20 protein-coding genes are annotated in these 23,098 nt (G+C 29.5%); 12 read left to right on the top strand and 8 right to left on the bottom strand.

Translation table 11 applies throughout. The features are described from left to right. The first annotated feature begins 131 nt into the window (after positions 1 to 131). Both JYG23_RS12610 and JYG23_RS12615 read left to right on the top strand, forming a co-directional pair. Positions 132 to 3,305, top strand: a complete 3,174-nt coding sequence (locus JYG23_RS12610) for an efflux RND transporter permease subunit (protein WP_207236022.1) — start codon at positions 132 to 134, stop codon at positions 3,303 to 3,305. A 13-nt stretch (positions 3,306 to 3,318) separates the two neighbouring features. Beyond that, positions 3,319 to 3,927, top strand: a complete 609-nt coding sequence (locus tag JYG23_RS12615) for a TetR/AcrR family transcriptional regulator (RefSeq protein ID WP_207236023.1) — start codon at positions 3,319 to 3,321, stop codon at positions 3,925 to 3,927. Positions 3,928 to 3,977: 50 nt separating this feature from the next. Here JYG23_RS12615 and JYG23_RS12620 read toward each other — a convergent pair whose 3' ends face one another. Beyond that, positions 3,978 to 6,416, bottom strand: coding sequence for an ABC transporter permease (locus tag JYG23_RS12620; protein ID WP_207236024.1), 2,439 nt, complete (start codon positions 6,414 to 6,416; stop codon positions 3,978 to 3,980). Beyond that, complete coding sequence (locus JYG23_RS12625; protein WP_305848854.1) at positions 6,417 to 7,121, bottom strand: ABC transporter ATP-binding protein; 705 nt, start codon at positions 7,119 to 7,121, stop codon at positions 6,417 to 6,419. Positions 7,122 to 7,283: 162 nt separating this feature from the next. Between JYG23_RS12625 and JYG23_RS12630 the strand changes: the two genes are divergently transcribed. From JYG23_RS12630 to mce, 5 genes are all read left to right on the top strand, one after another. Further along, a complete protein-coding gene (locus JYG23_RS12630; protein WP_207236025.1) occupies positions 7,284 to 7,751 on the top strand; it encodes a MarR family winged helix-turn-helix transcriptional regulator in 468 nt (155 codons plus the stop codon). A gap of 264 nt (positions 7,752 to 8,015) precedes the next feature. Further along, positions 8,016 to 9,674: a methylmalonyl-CoA mutase gene (locus JYG23_RS12635; protein ID WP_207236026.1), complete on the top strand. Its 1,659-nt coding sequence runs from the start codon at positions 8,016 to 8,018 to the stop codon at positions 9,672 to 9,674. A gap of 140 nt (positions 9,675 to 9,814) precedes the next feature. Continuing rightward, entirely contained in the window at positions 9,815 to 10,213 is a 399-nt protein-coding gene (locus JYG23_RS12640; protein WP_207236027.1) for a cobalamin B12-binding domain-containing protein, read from the top strand. Between the two features lie 63 nt (positions 10,214 to 10,276). Continuing rightward, entirely contained in the window at positions 10,277 to 11,224 is a 948-nt protein-coding gene (gene meaB / locus JYG23_RS12645; RefSeq protein WP_207236028.1) for a methylmalonyl Co-A mutase-associated GTPase MeaB, read from the top strand. A gap of 16 nt (positions 11,225 to 11,240) precedes the next feature. Beyond that, complete coding sequence (gene mce, locus JYG23_RS12650) at positions 11,241 to 11,651, top strand: methylmalonyl-CoA epimerase (protein ID WP_207236029.1); 411 nt, start codon at positions 11,241 to 11,243, stop codon at positions 11,649 to 11,651. Positions 11,652 to 11,755: 104 nt separating this feature from the next. On the opposite strand, the gene JYG23_RS12655 is transcribed toward mce, so the two are convergent. Next, on the bottom strand, positions 11,756 to 12,850 hold the full coding sequence (locus JYG23_RS12655) for an aldo/keto reductase (RefSeq protein ID WP_207236030.1): 1,095 nt from the start codon (positions 12,848 to 12,850) through the stop codon (positions 11,756 to 11,758). Positions 12,851 to 13,051: 201 nt separating this feature from the next. On the opposite strand from JYG23_RS12655, the gene JYG23_RS12660 reads away from it, so the two are divergent. Further along, positions 13,052 to 13,702, top strand: a complete 651-nt coding sequence (locus JYG23_RS12660) for a hypothetical protein (protein ID WP_207236031.1) — start codon at positions 13,052 to 13,054, stop codon at positions 13,700 to 13,702. 89 nt (positions 13,703 to 13,791) lie between these two features. Here the strand turns inward: JYG23_RS12660 and JYG23_RS12665 are convergent, their stop codons facing one another. Then, positions 13,792 to 14,415, bottom strand: a complete 624-nt coding sequence (locus JYG23_RS12665) for a flavodoxin family protein (protein ID WP_207236032.1) — start codon at positions 14,413 to 14,415, stop codon at positions 13,792 to 13,794. Beyond that, positions 14,396 to 15,067, bottom strand: a complete 672-nt coding sequence (truA, locus tag JYG23_RS12670; protein WP_207236033.1) for a tRNA pseudouridine(38-40) synthase TruA — start codon at positions 15,065 to 15,067, stop codon at positions 14,396 to 14,398. The genes JYG23_RS12665 and truA overlap by 20 nt, the downstream gene beginning before the upstream one ends. Positions 15,068 to 15,252: 185 nt before the next feature. On the opposite strand from truA, the gene JYG23_RS12675 reads away from it, so the two are divergent. Together JYG23_RS12675 and JYG23_RS12680 are read left to right on the top strand one after the other, a co-directional pair. Then, a complete protein-coding gene (locus JYG23_RS12675; protein ID WP_207236034.1) occupies positions 15,253 to 15,438 on the top strand; it encodes a hypothetical protein in 186 nt (61 codons plus the stop codon). Between the two features lie 167 nt (positions 15,439 to 15,605). Beyond that, complete coding sequence (locus tag JYG23_RS12680; protein ID WP_207236035.1) at positions 15,606 to 17,096, top strand: IMP dehydrogenase; 1,491 nt, start codon at positions 15,606 to 15,608, stop codon at positions 17,094 to 17,096. A 115-nt stretch (positions 17,097 to 17,211) separates the two neighbouring features. On the opposite strand, the gene JYG23_RS12685 is transcribed toward JYG23_RS12680, so the two are convergent. After that, positions 17,212 to 17,331 carry a transposase gene (locus JYG23_RS12685; RefSeq protein ID WP_242631577.1) on the bottom strand — a complete coding sequence of 40 codons (120 nt, stop codon included), beginning with the start codon at positions 17,329 to 17,331 and terminating at the stop codon, positions 17,212 to 17,214. Between the two features lie 480 nt (positions 17,332 to 17,811). Between JYG23_RS12685 and JYG23_RS12690 the strand changes: the two genes are divergently transcribed. Then, complete coding sequence (locus JYG23_RS12690) at positions 17,812 to 18,690, top strand: stalk domain-containing protein (protein WP_207236036.1); 879 nt, start codon at positions 17,812 to 17,814, stop codon at positions 18,688 to 18,690. Between the two features lie 206 nt (positions 18,691 to 18,896). Here JYG23_RS12690 and JYG23_RS12695 read toward each other — a convergent pair whose 3' ends face one another. Continuing rightward, entirely contained in the window at positions 18,897 to 20,270 is a 1,374-nt protein-coding gene (locus JYG23_RS12695) for an aldehyde dehydrogenase (RefSeq protein ID WP_207236037.1), read from the bottom strand. Between the two features lie 22 nt (positions 20,271 to 20,292). Then, entirely contained in the window at positions 20,293 to 21,105 is an 813-nt protein-coding gene (locus JYG23_RS12700) for a TraX family protein (protein ID WP_207236038.1), read from the bottom strand. Between the two features lie 187 nt (positions 21,106 to 21,292). Between JYG23_RS12700 and pepF the strand changes: the two genes are divergently transcribed. After that, positions 21,293 to 23,092, top strand: a complete 1,800-nt coding sequence (gene pepF, locus JYG23_RS12705) for an oligoendopeptidase F (RefSeq protein WP_207236039.1) — start codon at positions 21,293 to 21,295, stop codon at positions 23,090 to 23,092. Positions 23,093 to 23,098 lie beyond the last annotated feature (6 nt).

Consider the following 23,098-nt stretch of genomic DNA (forward strand, 5'->3'; position numbering starts at 1 on the left):
CAAGGCAAAAAGCTTTTTTTGTTTAATTATAGAAATATATGTAATGTAAAAGGAATATTTTTGTATTGACAACAAAACATGTAAGTAATATAATCAGAACTGACCGGTCGGTCGGAAAAGGAGAGAATAATATGTTATCAAAATTCAGTGTAAAAAAACCATATACGGTTGTAGTTGCAATTGTTTTGGTCTTAATACTTGGTGTAGTATCATACACAAAAATGAGTATTGATTTAATACCAAGTGTAAACTTACCATATGCAGTAGTAACAACAACATACCTAGGAGCAACACCAGAAAAAGTGGAGCAAGTAGTTACATCACCATTAGAACAGGTGATGGCTTCAGTTAATAACATTAAAAATATTAATTCTATTTCAGCAGAGAATATGTCAATTATTATATTAGAGTTTAATGAAGACACTAATATGGATTCTGCTACAATTGAATTAAGAGAGAATTTGGATATGGTTTCTTCATTTTTTCCGGATGAAATAGGAAACCCTGCAATAATGAAAATTAACCCTGATATGATGCCTATAATGGTTATGTCAGCATCAATCGAAGGAATGTCTGATGAAGAATCAGCTACGTACATTGAAGACAAATTAGTACCATTAATTAAAAGTGTTGAGGGTGTAGCTTCAGTATCAACTACTGGTTTGGTTGAAAATATGATAGACGTTACATTATCAAAAGAAAAAATAGCTAATGTAAATGCTGATATAAGTGAATTTTATGCAAAAAAAGCTATGGAAATGATGGTTGGAAATCAAATAATTGATATTGAGCAATCACAAGAACAGTCTCAAATGCCATCAAATCAACAAGGCATGCAGAAGATGGAAATTACTAAAGAATTAGTAAGCAATATACTGAAAGGACAAAATTTTGCAATGCCTTCTAATTCTATAGCTTCAGAAGATGGAACAACACAACTTTTAAGAGTTGGTGATAAACTTCAAAGTATAAAAGAACTAGAAAACTTAGTAATTATGAGTATTCCAGAGTATGGTTCTATCAAATTGTCAGATGTAGCAAACCTAAATACATATGATAATTTAGATTCGATGTACTCAAAAATAAATGGCAATTATGCTATAATGTTGGCTATGCAAAAGCAACCACACTATTCAACAGCAGATGTCGCTAACAATATTCAGAAAAAAGCTGATGAAATTATTATAGATCACCCTAATATTAGGTTTGATGTATTAATGAATCAAGGACAATATGTAAATGTAATGATTGAACGTATAATTTCAAATCTGTTGCTTGGTTCATTGTTTGCAGTTATAATCTTATATTTATTCTTAAGGAAAATAAGACCAACGTTAATAGTTGGTGCATCAATAATAATTAGTGTTATAGGTGCTTTTGTGCTAATGTATTTTTCAGGAATAACATTGAATATGATTTCAATGGGTGGGCTAGCGCTTGGAGTAGGTATGTTAGTAGATAACTCCATAGTTGTTATTGAAAATATTTATCGTATGCGTTCAGAAGGAAAAAGTGCAAAGGATGCTGCTATAGAAGGGGCAAGAGAAGTATCAGGTGCAATTACTGCATCAACTTTGACAACAGTTATAGTGTTTTTACCTATAGTATTTACGCAAGGTATAACAAGACAGTTGTTTACAGATATGGCACTTACAATAGGTTTTTCACTACTTGCCAGCCTTGTAGTAGCATTAACATTAGTTCCAGCTGCATCAAGTGTTATGCTTAAAAGCAATATTGAGTCTAAAAAAACAATCATTGATAAATTAGTTAATGTATATACCAAAGCTCTAAATAAATCACTTAAATATAATTGGGTGTCATTGATTTTAGCAGTGGCTTTATTGATAGTAAGCATTACATTGGCATTTTCATCTAATGTTAGCTTATTTCCATCAATGGATAGTGGAAATATAACAGTATCTGTAAACATGCCAGATACATTTTCAAAACAAGATAGATTTGAAGCACTAGATAAGCTTAATGATACTTTATTGTCAATAGATGATATACAAACGGTTGGTATCATGGATACGACAAACTCTACAGAAAATTCAAATGCTTTTATGAATATGGTTGGTTCAGGAACTACTATATATGTATTGCTTGATGAAGATAGGGAAGCATCAACAGAGAATATTGTAGAAACAATTAGAAATAATACAAAAGACTTCAATTTTGAAGTAACAGTTAGCAATTCAAATATGGATATGTCAATGCTAACATCTGGTCAAATAGTTATAAATGCATACGGTAGAGAGCTTGATGAATTAAGAGAAATAGCAAAAAATATAGGAATGGAAATCAGCTCTATAAAAGGCGTAACTGAGGTTGATAACGGGTTAGGCAAGGTCGGTCAAGATATGAGAGTTGTAGTAGATAAAGATAAAGCCATAGAAAAAGGACTTACAGTTGCGCAGGTTTATGTTGCAATAAGCGATGCTATAAAATCTGATTCAGTTACTACTACATTAACAGCAGAAGATTTTGATTATAGTGTATATGTCAAAGACGATAGAGACATAAATATAACATCTGAAAAAATACAAGACATAACAATTCAATCACCAATGGGAGATAGCGTGAAAATTGGAGATATATCAGATATAGAAAATTCTGAAGGATTTTCAGCAATCAGAAGAAAAGGTCAAGAAAGATATGTTAGTATTACAGCTTCATTAGAAGAAGGTTATAATATAAAAGAAATTAATAGTTTAATTGAAGAAAAACTTGATAAACTAGATTTACCTAAAGGATGTAGATTTGAGATATCAGGTGAGATGGAATCAATCAAAGATGCATTTAATGATTTATTTTTGATGCTAGCATTGGCAATAGTATTTATATACCTTGTAATGGTAGCACAATTTCAATCATTATTATCGCCATTTATTGTAATGTTTACTATACCACTTGCATTCACAGGAGGATTCTTAGCATTGTATATATGCAATATGCCTGTAAGCATCATATCTTTGATAGGATTGATAGTCCTAGTAGGTATAGTTGTAAACAATGGTATAGTATTTGTTGACTATACTAATCAACAGATGAACAAAGGGTATAACAAAAAAGAGGCATTGCTAATTGCAGCAAAAAATAGATTAAGACCAATACTTATGACAGCATTAACAACTATTATAGCCTTAATTGCTATGGCATTTGACAGAAGTAGTGGAGCAGAAATACTTAGACCAATGGCTATAACAACAATAGGTGGAATGATTTACTCTACTATATTAACATTATTCATCATACCAGCGATGTACTATATATTTAAAAGAGATAAAAAAGAAAATAGATAATGAAGGTGTGAATATGCACGATAAAAAAGAGCAAATATTTGAAGCAACATTAAGTCTTTTTAAAGAAGGTAATACACTTAGCAATATCAAGGTAATAGATATTGCTAAGAAAGCTAATATAGGCAAAGGAACAGTTTATGAGTATTTTGATTCAAAAGATGAAATATTTGCAAAATCAGTAACAAGCTTTGCGCAAAAGCAAAAAAAAGTTCTAATTAGCGCTATTGATAGTGTTGAAAATTGTAGTTTTAAAGAAATTTTCTACAAAATAATGCAGTCGGTAAATAAAATAATCATTGAAAACAGACCGCTATTTGGTATGATGTTACTTAGTGCAAGAACTTATAAGCTCAATAGTGAATATGAAGACCTAATAAAAAGTGAACTTCTAGGAATTAAAAAAGAAATAGTTAATGTAATTATAAAGGTTGTTCTAAAAGGACAGCAAGAAAAGATTATTTCAACAAATGTAGAAGAAAAAGATATTATGTTTGCTTTTTTAGCAATAAGCTCTACATTAAATCATTATAATGAGAAAAAACAGAATTGTCTAAGAGAAGCAATGACATTTGAGCAAATATGCGATTTTTGTTATGAAAAGTTTGTTAAAATTCTTAGCTAGTATTTATTGAAAGGAGCACTTACTAATAAAGTGCTCCTTATTAATAAATTTTAATCATTTGCTTTCATGCTTTCAACCATATTTATTGCTTTAAGTTTTTTATTCATAAATATATTAACAACTATGCTAAACAACATTGTTAGTGCAAATGAATAAATATAGCTTGCAGGAGAAATAGTTCTACCAAACATCATATTTTCAACTTCAGCCGTAGCAACAACAAATCGATGTAAAAATATTCCAGCAACAAGTCCGCTCAGTGCACCAATAACACTTAATATTATTGTTTCTCTGTATATATATGCAGCAACCTCATTATCATAAAATCCTAAAACTTTTATTGTAGCTATTTCTTTAATTCTCTCGGTTATATTAATATTTGTTAGGTTATACAGTACAATAAAAGCTAGAAGTCCTGCACAGAATATTATTACAATAACGATGTAATCAATGTTATTTAGTAAGTTAGAATAATCAGTTTTTAGTAAATTTGTAAAATTAATTGTATTAACTTTATTTTCTTCTAGCAGTGTAGTTGCAATTTTATCTCTGGTTACATTATCATCATTAATAATATTACCTATTAAAATATCAAACGTAGGCTCCGTTTCAAAAGCATCTATATATGTTCCTTTAGATATGTATACGTAGCCATATACATAATTTTCAGTTATATCAGTAACTGTAAATTGAGATGCATGTTTATCATTATTTTCTAAAATAATGAAATCACCAATTTTTATATCTAACTTTTCAGCTAACTTTTCAGTAACTACTACACTATTATTATTTAATTTTATAGGTACGCCTGTTTTTCTGTTCCTTAATGAAATGAAATCATTTATTTTATTTAAGTCTTCAAAAACTGTTATACTTGGAGTAGCTGTATTGTTATTGTTTTTAGATGTTGCAGTAATTTTCTTTTGGTGTATTTTAGTATAATCAGATATTAAATTTTTGTTATTAAGAAGTTCAGTAAGTTTAGGAGAATCTTCTATAGAACTTTTTTCTTTTAAATTAACAATTAAATTGTATTTAAATATATCACCAAATTGTTTATAAATTATATCTCCAATACTGTCTCTAAGTCCAAAGCCAGTTAATAGTAAAGCTGTACAACCTGCAACACCAATAACAGTCATAAAAAATCTTTTTTTGTATCTAATTAAATTTCTTGCTGTAACTTTGTATGAAAATTTCATTTTGTTCCAAATAAGTGGAATGTGTTCAAGAAAAACTCTTTTTCCACCCTTTGGAACACGTGGTAGCATAAGTTGAGCTGGATTTTCAACAAAGGTATTATAGCAAGCAAAAATAGTTGCAATAATTGTGCACAATATAACTGAAAGTGATGAAAACAATGCATACTTTGTGTTAAATTCTGTAATCAAAGGAGGAAGTCTATACATCATTTCATATGCATTCCAAATAACAGTAGGAAAAAGCTTAAAACCCACTGTTAAACCAATAATTGACCCTAAAATGCTTGCAATTGCTGCATACAATACATACTTAGCTGCAATAATTACTTTCCCATATCCTAATGCTTTAAGAGTGCCAATTTGTATTCTTTCTTCCTCAACCATTCTTGTCATGGTTGTTAAGGACACAAGTGCTGCTACTAAAAAGAAAAATATTGGAAATACTTTCGAAATAGCTTCTACCTTATTTGCATTTTGATTAAAGCTTTCAAAGCCAGCGTTATAATGCCTGTCAAGTACGTACCACTTAGGATATTCAATTTCATCTATGTCTTCAATTATTTCAGCTGTTTTATTTATTAAATCATCATATTTATTAGAGAATGTATTTAATTCTTTAGCACCATTTACAGTTAGAAAAATATCAGTATATGCTTCTAGAGAAAAACTGTCTTCAATAGCATAAACTATTAAATTAACAGTTCCATTTCCAACTGTACTTACTTCTCTTTCATCAGAAAAATAATAAGATGAATTAACAAAGCCTACTATTTTAAATTTATTAACTTCTAAAACATTGTCTAAATTTTTATTAGATGCTGATAAAGTCAATATATCATTTAGTTTAAGTGTATTTTTCATATTTCTTTTGTATTCAACTAATATTTCATCTGCATTTTTAGGCATTCTTCCTTCAACAATTTCAATTTGATTTAAATATACAGAATTGCTTGCTGCAAGACTATGTATTTTTGTTACATATGTTTCTATATTAGGTCCATTTAAAAGAATATCATATGTATATGAAGGCATTATTTTATCTATACTATAAATCTTTTCTAACCTTTCAACATCATTTTGTGTAAGTCCAAGAGTACCTACTATTCTAATATCCATAAAATCAGTATTATCATAATAATTATCTGTAGAAATTCTCATATCAGGTGTAGTCGCCATTAGCCCAGCTAAAAATCCAACACCTAAAGCAACGATAGAAAGAATTGCTAAAAATCTATTGAATGTTTTATAAATATCTCTCCATATATTTTTTAAGTATGATTTACCCATTTACCATTCAATCCTTTCAATAGACATTGGATTTATGTTAATCTCATTCGATGAAACCATTCCATTTTTGATTTTTATAATTCTATCAGCCATACGTGTTATGGCTTGGTTATGAGTTATTACAATAACTGTTTTACCAGTGTTTTTAGATGTATCCTGTAAAAGCTTTAGTACTGATTTTCCAGTATTGTAATCAAGTGCACCAGTTGGTTCATCACAAAGTAGTATTTTAGGATTTTTAGCTAAAGCTCTTGCAATAGAAACACGTTGCTGTTCTCCACCAGATAATTGTGCGGGAAAGTTCTTAATTCTTTCCTTCAAACCTACTTGTTCAAGTGTTTTTTCAGCATTTAAAGGGCTTTTACATATTTCACTTGCAATTTCAACATTTTCTAAGGCGGTAAGATTTTGAATTAAATTATAAAATTGAAACACAAATCCTACATCATATCTACGGTACTTTGTAAGTTTCTTATTGTTGAATTTACTTATATCTTTTCCATCGAGTATAATACTTCCAGTATCACATTTATCCATACCACCAAGCATATTTAGCACAGTTGTTTTTCCAGCACCACTAGGCCCTACAATTATACAAAATTCGCCTTCATTTATTTCAAAATTGATGTTGGCAGCTGCGTTTATAGTTTGATTACCCATTTTATAATATTTACATACATTTGAAAACTTAACAAAGCTACTCAAAATAATCACTCCTTCTATATATAAATAATATTGACATTTGATTAAATATTTATTAGTATTAACATATATAATACTAAATATTAATAATCCTAATTAATATTATCCCAAGTTAATACTAATTATAATATATTTTATGAAATAATCAAGAGGAAGTAATAAAAAATGGTAAATAATTTTAAAAATTTTGAAAATTTTGAATCGATGCAACATGCAGTACAGTTAGCCAGAATGTATAATTTAAGTTGTAGATGGGCAAGTTTGAAGCAATTGAATATTGTCAACATATTGATTATGGTAGAACTTTATGCTGATGAAAAAGGAGTGGAAGCTTCACAAATAGCTGACCATTTGTTTTTGCCAAGACAGACAATGACTTATGCTGTTGATTCTTTAGAGCAAAAAAACTACGTTATTAGAAAAAGTCACCCGAGCGATAGAAGAAGAAAATTGCTTGTATTAACACCACAGGGCTATGATTTAGTAACAGGAATTATGTCGGAACTTGATGAAGAATTTAATAATTTTACAAAAGAACTTATACCAGATAAGACTAAATTTTATAGTGAACTTGATGAATTTATTTTATATTTAGAAAAAAAAATGAATGAGTATAAAGAAAATTATAAATAAAAGTAGTTGAAAAATCGCAAAAAAATTATGCGAATAATAGCAATTATAATTTGTTACTAATTTAATTATTTGTTGAAATTACGCAATTTTAGAATTTAATATAATAAGTCTTACAAGTTTTAATGCAAGAATTAAAATAAAGAAGTCATTTGTGCAAAAAAACTTGCAAAAATGCTTGAAATAGATTATATTATCAATGAACATGTTAAAATTTTATAATCAAAAGTCAATCACAAAAAGTATATAATAGGGAGGTACCAATTGATGTTTGACAAAGAAAAAAAAGCTGCTTGGGAACAAAATGTACTAGGCAAATTATTAGCTAAAAGACCTGAGAGTAAAGAAACTTTCAGAACAGGTTCAGGAGATGTAGTAAATAGATTATACACTCCAGAAGATGTTGAAAATATAAATTATGATGAAGAATTAGGTTATCCAGGACAATATCCATTTACAAGAGGATATCAACCTACAATGTATAGAGGTAAACCTTGGACAATGAGAATGTATGCAGGTTTTGCAACAGCTGAGGAATCTAACCAAAGATATAAATTCTTGGTTGAGCAAGGTTCGACAGGTTTATCAGTTGCATTTGACTTACCAACACAAATTGGTTATGATTCAGACCATTCATTAGCAGAAGGTGAAGTAGGTAAAGTTGGCGTAGCAATAGATACATTAAAAGATATGGAAATATTATTTGATGGTATTCCTTTAGATAAAGTTAGTACATCTATGACAATCAATGCTCCAGCATCAGTATTACTTGCAATGTATATAGCAGTTGCTGAAAAGCAAGGAGTATCTGCTGATAAATTAAGAGGAACTATTCAAAATGATATTCTAAAAGAATATATAGCAAGAGGAACTTACATATTCCCAACAGAACCTTCAATGAGATTAATAACAAATATTTTTGAATATTGCTCAAAAGAAGTTCCAAAATGGAATACAATAAGTATTTCAGGCTACCACATTAGAGAAGCTGGCTCAACAGCAGCTCAAGAAGTTGGTTTTACAATAGCAGATGGTATTGCATATGTAGAAGCAGCTATAAAGGCTGGTCTTGATGTTGATACTTTTGCTCCAAGATTATCTTTCTTCTTCAATGCTCACAATGATTTACTAGAAGAAATATCTAAATATAGAGCTGCAAGAAGATTATGGGCAAAAATCATGAAAGAAAGATTCGGCGCAAAAAATCCAAAATCTATGATGCTTAAATTCCATACTCAAACTGGTGGATGTACATTAACTGCTCAACAACCAGATAACAATATAGTTAGAGTTGCTATTCAAACATTAGCAGCAGTTTTAGGTGGAACTCAATCATTACACACTAATTCAAGAGATGAAGCATTAGCTTTACCAACAACTGAATCAGTTCAAATAGCACTTAGAACTCAACAAATTGTAGCTTATGAATCAGGTGTTACAAATACAGTTGACCCATTAGCTGGTTCATACTATATAGAAGCTAAGACAAAACAAATCGAAGACGAAGCTATGGAATACATCAGCAAAATTGATGAATTGGGTGGAGCACCAAGAGCAATTGATTTAGGATATATACAAAAAGAAATTTCAGATTCTGCTTACAAATACCAAATGGAGATAGAATCTTTAGATAGAATAGTAGTTGGAGTTAACAAATTCCAAGTAGAAGAAGCTGCACCAAAAGGATTATTAAGAGTTGATCCAATAGTTGGAGAAATGCAAAAGAAAAAAATCGCAGACGTAAAAGCATCTAGAAATAATGAAGCTGTTAAAGAAGCTTTAGAAGCATTGAGAAAAGCTTGCCAAGGTACAGACAATGTTATGCCATATATTTTAACTGCAGTTAAGGAATATGCAACACTTGGAGAAATTTGCGGTGTAATGAGAGAAGAATTTGGTGAATACGAACACGCTGTTTTATTATAGTTTAACACAATTTGTCGTAAACAAATTGATGTTAAGACTTAATATTGAAGGATAGAGTTTTTTAAAAAAATATTTTTATTTTAAAGTAATTTATTTGAAAACTTATGCTAACGATGAATAATAATTATGGAGGATATAAAATGAACAGACCAATTAGAGTATTAATTGCTAAACCGGGTCTTGATGGACACGACAGAGGAGCTAAACTTATAGCAAGATCATTAAGAGATGCTGGTATGGAAGTTATATATACGGGATTAAGACAAACACCAGAGCAAATTGTTGCTGCTGCAATCCAAGAAGACGTTGACGTTGTAGGAATGAGTATATTATCAGGAGCACACAATCATTTACTACCAAAAGTAGTTGACTTGCTTAAAGCTCAAGGTGCGGATGATGTATTGATTATCGGTGGCGGAGTTATACCAGATGATGATATACCAGCGCTTAAATCTGCTGGAGTAGATGAAGTATTTACACCAGGTACAGCAACAACTACAACAATAGATTATATTAATACACATATAAAAAGAAAATAATAATTGATAAATGAGAATCCGTCATAGACGGATTTTCATTTAAATTACATCGTGTGGGGTGATATGATGGAATTAACAGAATTAATTGAAAAAATGGTTACTGGAGATAAAAGATCTTGTGCAAGACTTATTACTATGGTAGAAAATGACGAAGAGGATGCTAAAAATATAATTAAGGCAATACATTCGCGTACAGGTCATGCACATGTTATTGGAATTACAGGACCTCCAGGAGCAGGGAAAAGTACACTTACAGATAAACTTGTAAAACAACTTATCAAAGATGGTAAAAAAGTAGGTATTGTAGCTATAGACCCGACCAGTCCATATTCAGGTGGTTCAATCTTGGGAGATAGAATACGTATGCAGGATTTAGCACTTGAGAAAAATGTGTTTATTAGAAGCTTAGGTACAAGAGGTTATCTAGGTGGATTATCTAGATCAACCAAAGATGTAGTTAAAGTATTAGATGCATACGGTGCTGATTATATATTTATTGAAACTGTTGGAGTTGGACAATCAGAGGTAGATATAATCAAAACAGCTGATTCAATAGTTATGGTTATGGTGCCGGGACTTGGAGATGACATTCAGTCAATCAAGGCTGGAATAATGGAAATAGGTGATATATTTGTAGTAAATAAAAGTGATTTATTTGGTGCTTCAAGAACAGCTACAGAAATAAATATGATGCTAGATTTAAATCAAAATATGGATAGACGTCCACCTGTTGTTATGGTTACAGCCAATAAAAATGAAGGTATTAATGAATTAGTTGAAGAAATAAAAAAACATACAGAATATTTGATAGAAACTGGAAAATTAAGAGAAAGAAAACATCACAATGCAAAAATTGAAGTTGTTGAGATGATTGAAACAGAGCTTAGAAAAATAGTAATTAAACATGCTGACAGTGAAAATAAGCTTGACCAAAAAGTCGATGAAATATTAGAAAAGAAAAAAGATGTTTATGAAGTTAGAGATGAATTCTTAAGCGTTTTAAATAAATAAATTTTGGAGGATTAATATGAATATTAATAGAGTAGATCATATTGGTATAGCAGTACCAAATTTAGAGGAAGCTTTAGCATTTTATGAAGGAGTATTAGGATTAAAATCTAATGGCTCAGAAGTTATTGAAGACCAAAAAGTTAAAGTTGCATTCTTGCCTTGTGGAGATAGCGAATTAGAACTATTAGAGTCAACAGAACCAGATGGACCTATAGCAAAATTCATTAAAAAAAATGGTGGAAGAGGTGGAATTCAACACGTTGCATTAAGAGTTGATAACATTGAAAAAGCTATAGAAGATATGAAAGCAAAAGGCATGAGAATGTTAGATGAAAAACCAAGATACGGTGCTGGTGGAGCTAAAATAGCATTCTGCCATCCAAAATCATCATTGGGTGTATTATTAGAGCTTACAGAAAGACAATAAATAAAAAACATATAGAAACAGGGATTAAATTATATTTAATCCCTGTTAGTTTGTTAACAAAAAGGCATTTTATATAACTTGTGAAGTGCCTTTTATAATATTTCTTATTTTTCTGATACTAATTGTCTTAACATTTGAGGAATATTGATATGTTGAGGGCATAAGCGAACACATTTTTTGCAATTCCTACATTTTTCTGCTATCTCGTAATTTATATCAGTTCCAGAAATCCAGTTGGTACTTTGATTCATTGATTTAGTATTCCAAGCTTTAAACAATTCTGGGATAGTAACACCAAATGGACATGGCATACAGTACCCACAACCTGTACACTTAACTTTTTGTAATTTTATAACATTCTTTTCAACCTTCAATATAGCTTCGTTTTCTTCTTCTGTTAAAGGTGAAAGGTTTTTAAATACTTCAATATTCTGTTTAAGCTGAGCCATACTGCTCATACCTGAAAGAATAGTAGCTATACCCTTTTTCTCTGCTAACCATCTAAATGCGTAGCTAACATTTGAGCCACCTAATTCTCTGAATGGAGCTGCAATATTGTCATTTAAATCAGAAAGTAAGCCACCCTTTAAAGGTTCCATAATTATAACCGGTATATTACGTTTTTCTAATTCTTCATACCCCTTAAGTCCAGGTCTGTCAATTATATCTAAATAATTAAGCTGAATTTGAACAAATTCAAAATCATATAAATCTAATACTTTTACTAAAAAGTCATAATCGTCATGCATTGAAAAACCAAGGTGCTTAATTTTACCTTCTGCAATTTTTTTCTTAGCCCAATCAATTACATTATAATTGATTATTTTTTCGTATACACTGTTGTCAAGTGCATGAAGTAAGTAAAAATCAATATAATCAAGCTGTAATCTTTCAAGAGCTTTATCAAAAATTATATCTAAATCTTCTTCGTTTTTTGCTACCCACAAAGGCATTTTATCAGTAACGTAAAAATCTTCTCTGTTTAGTTGCTTAAGTGCTTTTCCAAGTGCAATTTCACTATTACCGCCACCATAAACATATGCAGTATCAAAATAGTTTATGCCATTGTCATGAGCGTATTTAATCATTTTATCTACTTCATCTTGCACAATAACATTATCAATATTAGGAAATCTCATACAGCCAAATCCTAATTTTGAAAGGGTAACACCCATTTTATCTAATTGAGAAATTTTCATTTTGTAAACCCTCATCTTTCATTTTATATTATTACCATTATATATAAATTAATAGAATGTGTAAAGAGGTATATATAGTTGTAGCAGTAGTGTGAAACAGATTGTACTTTGTATTTGGTGTAGTGCATTGTGTTGAAATTCGCTGTATATTATGGTAAACTATTGTAGAAATTAAATTAGAAATGAAATTAGGAGGGTATTTTGAAGAAAAATAAGATATTTGATATATTATGGATAGCAGCGGTTGTTGCTTTTGTATTTTTTCTTACTACTAAGTTTTTCATAAAATTTACAGGTAGTCATACTTATCTGTCAGCATTTGTAAAATTTGCACTACTTGCTCCATTGGGAGAACTATTAGTCATAAGGTTGTCAAAAAAGGAATGGAAGTTACCAACTGGTTTCATATTTAAAGTGTTAATTTGGGGAGTGTTTGGTATGGGAATAGGTCTTGCATTTAAATTATTCAATACAGGTGTGAGTGGACTTTTAGTCGATAATGCTACATTAGCTGGATTTAAAGGCTTTGTTTTAGCTTTATTAACAAGCTCATTTATGAATTTAACATTTGGACCAGTAATGATGGGAACACACAAGGTAACAGATAAGTTGGTTGATTTAAAATGTAGTTGTAAAGATAAGGTTACAATAAGTCAAGCAGTAAAAGAAGTAGATTGGTACGGATTTATAACATTTGTAGTATTTAAAACAATACCATTTTTCTGGATTCCAGCGCACACAATAGTATTTTTATTACCACCAGAATTTAGATTAGTAGTAGCTGCACTTTTATCAATAGCATTGGGAGTATTGTTGACATTTGCAGGTAAAAAAACTAAAAAAACTAAATAACTTTTTGATTTTTCTTTAAATAGGTATAAAAAAAAGCGGCTAAGCATAAATTAGTCGCTTTACTTTTACATAGTATTACTTAAATATTATTATCTTATAAAGTTTGTTATGATTTTTTCTTCTTTTTCGGGAATATTAATACCTTGTTTTTTACCAGCTTCAATGCATTTTAGGAGCCAAGCCATGTTTTTGCCTAAAGTTCTCATGATTTGCATGCCCTCTAAGTCTTTTATAACCTCTTCAGCATTATTACCATGTACCATATTCCAGTACTGACTTGAAACTATAGGCATATTATTAATAGTAAAGTATTTGTTAAGCTCATCCAATGTTGTTGTAGTTCCAGCACGTCTTGCAGAGGCTATTGAAGCTGCTGGTTTGTATTTCAAATAATCACTAGCTGCATAAAAGACTCTGTCTAAAAGTGATATTAAGCTACCGTTTGCAGATGCATAATAAACGGGTGAACCAACAATTAAACCATCAATATCTTTAATCTTTTCGATAACGTTGTTAACTGTATCGTTGCCAAATACACATTTTCCTGTTTTAGAACAACCACCACATGCTGTACAACCACCTATAGGTTTATTGCCAATTTGGAATATCTCTGTTTCAATGTTTTCCTTATTTAGTTCCTTTTCAATTTCAGTTAATGCGGTATAAGTACATCCATTTTTGTGCGGACTACCATTAATAAGTAATACTTTCATAAAAAAACACCTCTCTAAATTTATTATTAATATTCAACCTTTTTAAAAATAATCCATGTGCAGGAGCATTTGGACCAGCTTCTTGCCTTTTACGCTCATTTAAAATTCTTTCAATATCTGTAGGAATTATATTTCCTTTACCTACCTCTAAAAGTGTTCCAACTATTATTCTAACCATATGCCATAAAAATGAATTCCCATTAATTTCAATGTCTATATTATTACCTTTTTTTAATATATCTATGGAGTATATAGTTTTTATAGTAGATTTTTTCTTAGATTTCAATGTAGTAAAGCTCTGAAAATCATGTGTACCTACAAGAAATTTACTAGCTTCTAACATTTTATCAATATCTAAAGGTTCTATTGCATTATATTCAAACCTTCTACTAAATATATTTCGATAATTTGAATTATATATTTTATATAAATAAGTCTTATTTAAAGCATTATATCTTGAATGAAATCTTTCACTACAATCTTTAATAGATTTAACCTGTATGTCATCGGGCAAATATTTGTATAAGTAGTCATACATTTTTTCGGTTGCCATATTTGAATTAGTATGAAAATTCGCAGTATAATTCAGAGCATGAACACCAGCATCAGTTCTTCCACAGCCAAATTCTATTAACATTTTTATATTTCTCATTATTATCCTCTTTAGTAGCTATTGTAAAACTAAATACATTATATAATAAAAATTAATATATTTCTATTATTTGATACGGATTAAAATAAAATTACAAGAATATTATGTAAAAAAAGCTTGAAAAATATGTAATTAGTGATATAATTCATTTTGCTATAAGAAATAAAACAAAAGTAGGGATGAAAATGAAAATAGATAAATTAAAACTTACTGCAATAGCAGTAACAACAATTTTCTTTTTGTTTTTAACATCTTGTAAATTTAATGATATATCAGACATATCTAGTCAAACACAACAAACTAATATAGAAGATAATACAAATATAAAAGTAAATGATGATAAAAGCACAGAAAATATATCTTTATTATAAAAGCACAGAAATGTTTTACATAGATGTCTATAAACAAATAATGAAAATGACACAAAAAAATATTATTATAAATATTTAGCTGTGTTGTGTTGACATACTTGTATTAATATGATAATCTATAAAGAAAATTATAAAGAACGAAAGAAAATAAGGAGTATTATTAAGCAATGGCAAAGATTATACAAGAACCATCAAGAACGTTTGGAGAGTATTTATTAATACCAAATTTAACTACAAAAGATTGTATTCCTGAGAATGTAGATTTATCTACACCTATAGTAAGATATAAAAAAGGTGAAAAACCTGAATTAAGTTTAAATATACCTTTAGTATCAGCAGTTATGCAATCAGTTTCTGACAATAATATGGCCGTAGCATTGGCTAAAAATGGTGGAGTTTCATTTATATTTGGTTCTCAAACTATTGAGGAACAAGCTGAAATGGTTAGAAAAGTAAAAAAATATAAGGCTGGTTTTGTAATCAGTGATTCTAACTTAACACCAGAAAATACACTAGAAGATGTATTAGCTTTAAAACAAAAAACAGGACACTCTACAATGGCTATAACAGAAGATGGTACACCAGATGGTAAATTAGCAGGAATTGTAACAAGTAGAGATTATAGAATAACAAGAGACTCATTAGACAAGAAAATTAAAGACTTTATGACTAAAGGTGAAGATTTAGTTGTAGGTCAAGAAGGAATAACTTTAAAAGAAGCTAATGATATAATTTGGCAACACAAGTTAAATTCATTACCAATAGTAGATAAGGATTTCAACCTTGTTTACATGGTATTTAGAAAAGACTATTCAGATGATAAAGAGCATCCATTATCACTATTGGATAAAAATAAAAGCTATATAGTTGGAGCAGGTATAAACTCTAGAGACTATGCAGAAAGAGTTCCACAATTAGTTGAAGCTGGAGCAGATATACTTTGTATAGACTCTTCAGAAGGATATAGTGAATGGCAAAAAGATACTATAGCTTGGATTAAAAATTATGATAAAAACATAAAAGTTGGAGCAGGTAACGTTGTAGACAGAGAAGGATTTAGATATTTAGCAGATGCTGGTGCTGATTTTGTTAAAATTGGTATAGGTGGAGGATCTATCTGTATCACTCGTGAGCAAAAAGGTATAGGCAGAGGTCAAGCTTCATCTGTATTAGAAGTTGCAGCTGCTAGAGATGAATACTTTGAAGAAACAGGAATTTACGTTCCAATTTGTTCTGATGGTGGAATTGTACATGACTACCACGTAACATTAGCACTTGCTATGGGAGCAGATTTTCTAATGCTTGGCAGATATTTTGCGAGATTTGATGAAAGTCCAACTGCTAAGGTTAAGTTAGGAAGTGGTTATGTTAAAGAATACTGGGGTGAAGGTTCAAACAGAGCAAGAAACTGGGCAAGATATGACCTTGGAAGTAGTAAAAAAGAACTTCAATTTGAAGAAGGTGTTGATTCATACGTACCATATGCAGGAACACTTGATGACGGTTTAGGAATCACTCTTCACAAAGTAAAATCAACAATGTGCAACTGTGGTTGTAAAAATATAGCTCAAATGCATGCTGAAGCAAGACTTTGTTTAGTATCATCAACAAGTATAAACGAAGGCTCAGCACACGATGTAATTCTTAAAAATCAATAGATTGATATAAAAATCCACATGAAAATGTGGATTTCATATTTTCAGTCAAAAAATTTAAAAAACAAGTAAAGTAGGTTGAAGGATTAAGGTCCTTTCACCTGTGAATTGCAAGCTTTTAAGATTCATTGTAGCTGATTGTTGAAAAATGCGTCGTTGGTTCATTCATCAGATATCCTAAAAACCATCTGTAGGCAATGTTTATTTTTACTTCTTCTGCGATTTCCTTTCCATACAAATGTTGTATTAAAACTATTTTGTCACCCTATTATGTTTCACCATATATTAGTTGAATTAGCTACAAGTTTTTGCTAATTTTTCAATGCTTTCAGTATGACTATTTAGAAAAGAAAACGGATTTAATTTTGTAACATTCATGTAGTGTAGCTGAAATTGTACGAAGTTAAACGTAATGTCCTTTGGTCAAGGTAGACTGACCTGTACCCCATCCCGCACATTTGACCATTATGGAGTGTACTGAAGTTACAATTTCCTACACGCAATGTGATTACAAAATTAATGTAGTTTTCTTTTTGCTTCATAGGCTAGCTTTATTTTTTGACAAGCTGAAATCAACATGAAAATGTGGATTTTTTTGTCTAAATTTATGTTATAAAAGTATATGAGATATTGCATACTGGTGCATTATAACATTAAGCCTTTACAATGGAAAACGTTTGTGCTATGATTTTATTATAAATAGTTTTGGAGGAAAAATATGAAGAAAAGTAAGAGAAATTTTATGATTGTCTTAGTCATTTCCTTAGTTGTTTTAAGTTTAACACCTGTATTCGGACAAGGAATATCTAAAACGATTAAAGCAATGTTTAATAGTGTTACTATTTTTGTAGAAGGAAAGCAAGTTTCAACAGATAACTTTGTTTATGATAAAACAACATATGTACCATTAAAATCAATTTCCGAATTAACAGGTTTTGATGTAAATTGGGATGATGAAACTAGAAGGATAGATTTAACGATTAAAAATAATAATATAAATAATCCTGAGGATAACAATAAATATAACTTTAAAAACACTGATGGTGTACACAAGATATTAAATTATAGTCCTATGCAGTATGAAGATGATAGCTACTTAATGTGGAATTATATGGATATAATGTTTGATGCTCCTACTAAAAATGTAGTTGATGTAACAAAAGTAGTTTTGTTAGACAATAAAGGAAAGAGGTTCGATGTAATATGTAAGCCTGGCAGCACAGATAAAAATGCATTTTTGGTAATTCCTCAAGAAGAACTTGAATTGAATACATATTATAGTGTGTACATACCTAAAAATTCAATTGAATTTGAAAATGGTGATTTATATGGAGAAGACATTCAAATGTATTTCAAAACAGCTACTAATGTTTTGAAGGGAACTATTGATAGTGATGAAATTTTATTGGATGAGGAAATAAAAATTTACAATGATAATAATTTTGAATGTATAAAAAGCATTATTGGTAAAAATGAATTTTATTTTACTAATTTACCTGATGGAGTATACTCAATTATCGTTAATGAAAAAACATATGACAATATATTAGTTGAAGCTAATAAAGTAAATGAAGTTACATTAATGGAAGCAAAATAAAAAAATTAAAAACAAAAAGCACAGAATGATATTTCCATTCTGTGCTTTGTTTTATTTAGTTCCTTTACATAGTTTTAACTAATTTTTACTGCTATGACTATCTAATTTCTCTGAATAATCTATGCTAAAAAGAAAACGGAATCCTACACGCAATGTGATTACAAAATTAATGTAGTTTTCTTTGCCGCAAAGACTTAAAGAGCCTTTTATTTAAGAATTTTACGTACTTTTTTTAATTTTTCCTCAGAATAAGGTGCATATCTTAACTTTATATCTATCTTTAGAGATTTTTTTATTACGCTCTTCTTATGAGAAAATGTGTCAAAGCTGTGCTTTCCATGATAGCCACCCATTCCACTTGAACCAACTCCACCAAATGGCAAATTATGATTTGCTAAATGAATTATAGTATCATTTATACATCCACCACCATAAATTACATTTTCAATAACTTTTTTTTCTGTATACTTATTTTTTGTAAATAGATACAGAGCTAAAGGATGTGGCATTGATTTAAATCTATCAATAAGGTCATTGATATCTTCATATTCAATTATAGGTAAAAGTGGTCCAAATATTTCTTCTTGCATAATTGGTGATTTGAATGTTATATCATCTACTATTGTTGGATTAATTTTGTTCAGTTCTTTGCTAAACAAACCACCGTGCAATACTTTTTCATCTTTTATGAGATTTAATAGTCTGTTAAAATGATGTTCATTAATTATTTTAGGTAAATGTTTACTTTCTAATGAGTTCTTTCCGTATAGTTCAGTTATACTATAAATTAAATTTTGAACAAGTTCATTCTTAACAGATTTTTGAACAACTACATAGTCTGGAGCAACGCAAGTTTGACCAGCATTTAAAAATTTACCCCAAGCAATTCTTTTAGCAGCTAGTTTGATGTCAGCAGTTTCGTCAACAATACAAGGACTTTTTCCGCCTAATTCTAAAGTAACAGGTGTAAGATGTTTTGCAGCTGATTCCATGACTACTTTCCCAATTCTTTCACTGCCTGTAAACATTATATAGTCATACTTTTCATTAAGAATTTCTTCGTAGCTAGTTTTACTGTTCATTTCAATGCAATAAAGAAAATCTTTTTTAAAGTGTTCATTAATTATTTTTTCTATGACACGTGATGTGTTTTTACTACTCCTTGATGGCTTTAAAATAGCACAGTTACCAGCAGCAATAGCTCCAACAAGTGGGGCTAAGCAAAGCTGAAGTGGATAATTCCAAGGAGATAAAATCAATACAATGCCGTAAGGCTGTTTGTAAATTATACTTTTACTTGGAAATTGTGAAATAGGGGTTTTAACTGTTTCTTTTTTTGTCCATTTTTTTATATGCTTTATTGCATAATTAATTTCGTCTATAACCATAGATGTTTCAGTTAAATAACCTTCCATTTTATCTTTATTTAAGTCTTTATAGAGTGCTTCTAGTATTTCATCTTCGTGCATAATTAATACTTCTTTTAAGTCTAATAATGCATTTATTCGTACATTGATATCTAATGTTTTGCCACTATTAAAATAACTTCTTTGTAATTCAACAATTTCAGAAATTTTCATACGCCCTCCTAATTAATATCTATCAAATTAATGTAGATAAAATATATAAAATGTAAATATGTAAAGGATAGAATACATAAAATAAGTATTTATATCCTTTACCTTTTTGATTATTATAAAAATGCATTGGCACAACAGCAAAAATCATTAGCCATTGAAATCTTAACATAAATAAATTTGTAAAATTAAAACCACCGTCTGCAATAGCTACAAACATTAAAAGTGACGAAAAAACAACATAGAACAATAATTGTTTAGACCTATCATGGCTAAGTAGTGCCATGAATACACCTAAAATAACAAAATCTATGCTACCCTCAACATAAAAAATACTTGGAATTATAGTAACAATAACTTTAGAAACCGAAGTATCACTTAATACATTTGCTATATAACTTGATGCAAAAGGGATTATAAATAATATAATACTTAAGATTTTTTTATATGTTGGTGTTCTGCCAGAATTATCTGTTATATTTCTAATACAATATGTATAGTAAGCAATTAAAAATAGTGTGCCAAAAATATTATTTGATAGTGATAGGTTATTTAAGCTTGGAAATTTATTGGCTACTATTATATTAAATATTCCCATAAATAAAAAACTTATATACAATCTTAGCATGTATAAATATTTGTTGTGAGTATGGTTAATACCTTCTACTAATGTAAATATAAAAAGTGGAGCACTAATCCTTCCTAACCATCTAAACCAAATTGGAATGTTTAAAGCAGGGCCCAAAAAATATTGTATATGATCTAATAACATTAATATGAGTGCTATAATTTTTAAATTTGTAGAATTAAAACCTTTTTTAGACTCTAATGAATTCATTAAATTCCTCCTAAATTTTCTACTAATATATATAGTTTAACAATTAATATAAAATTATTCAATATATATATTTTTTGAGTAAAAATAAATTTAATCATTGATAAATCATATAAAATATTTGGTATAGACTTAAATAGCTTAAAGTATTATAATATTAGTTAAGATACTTTTGAAAAGGAGAAAAATAATGGAAAAGACAATTAAGAAACGTTCGCAAGTTGATCCTAAATATACTTGGGCAACTGAGGATTTATATGCTAGTGATAGTGACTGGGAAAAGGATTTTATAGATACAGGTAAGTTAATAGAAAAAATTCAAGATTATAAAGGTAAACTTGGAAGTTCTGCAAATGCATTAGTAGTGTACTTTAAATTATTAGAGGAAATTGTTCTAAAAATGGATAGAGTAGCAAATTATGCACAAAGAAAATCTGATGAAGATACTAAGAATACTACATATCAAGATTTAGCAAGTAGATTAATGAATATTTATGTTGCATTTCAAAGTGCCAATTCATTTGCAACAAATGAATGCTTAAACATTTCAGAAGATATTCTAAATAAATTCTATAAAGAAAATAAGGAATTATTAGATTACAAACGTTATATTGATGAGATAAGAAGACAAAAAGAGCATATATTATCAGAAGAACAAGAAAAATTATTGGCTGAGGCAGGAAACTTAGGAGATGCACCTTCTACTATATTTTCGATGCTTAGCGATGCAGATATGGAATTTCCAGATGTTATAGGAGAAGACGCAAAACCACAAAAATTAACACATGGTACATTTATTTCATATTTGGAAAGCAGTAATAGAGAAGTTAGAAAAGATGCATTTATGAAGCTATACCATACACTTGATAAGTTCAAAAATACATCAGCAGCTACATATTTTGCTCAAATAAAACAATTAATGTTCTTTGCAAAAGCAAGAAAGTATAACTCTACATTAGAAGCAGCACTTGATAATACAAATGTGCCAGTTAGTGTATATAAAAACTTAGTAAAAGCAGTAGAAGACAATATGCACTATATGCACAAATATGTTAAGCTTAGGAAAAAACTTCTTGGCTTAGATGAGTTGCATATGTATGATTTATATACAACTGTTGTAAATAATGCAGAGGTTAAAATATCATTTGAAGAAGCTAAGAAAAATGTTATGGAAGCTGTAGCACCACTTGGTAAAGACTATCAAGCGATTTTAAAGGAAGGCTTTGAAAACAGATGGATAGACGTATATGAAAATGAAGGAAAAAGTAGTGGTGCATATTCAGCAGGAGCAAAAGTTCACCCATATGTATTATTAAATCATACAGATAGCTTAGATAGTGAATTTACACTAGCTCATGAGATGGGACACTCAATTCACTCATATTTATCTAACAAAACACAAAAGCCTCTTGATGCAGAATATGTAATATTTGTCGCAGAAGTAGCATCAACTTGCAATGAAGCATTACTTATGGAATATTTACTTAATAAAACTACAGATAAACTTGAAAGAGCATATTTAATTAATCATTTTCTTGAACAATTCAGGGGAACAATATATCGTCAAACAATGTTTGCAGAGTTTGAAATGATTACAAATGAGATGGCAGAAAAAGGTATGACTTTGACTGCAGATGCATTGAGCAAAGTATATTATGATTTAAATGTTAAATATTATGGTGAAGATATAGTAGTTGATAAAGAAATAGCAATTGAATGGGCAAGAATTCCACACTTTTTCTACAATTTCTATGTATTCCAATATGCAACTGGTTACTCAGCTGCAATAGCTTTATCAAGAAAAATACTTGATGAAGGTGAAGAAGCAGTTAAAAACTACAAGAAGTTTTTAAGTGGTGGTTGTTCAAAAACTCCAATTGAATTATTGAAAATTGCTGGTGTAGATATGACAACTGCACAACCAATCAATGAAGCATTGAAATTATTTGGAACATTGATTGATGAATTAGAAGAATTATTAGCAGACTAGAATAGA

The sequence above is a fragment of the Sedimentibacter sp. zth1 genome, from assembly GCF_017352195.1.
Classification (GTDB): Bacteria; Bacillota; Clostridia; order Tissierellales; family Sedimentibacteraceae; genus UBA1535.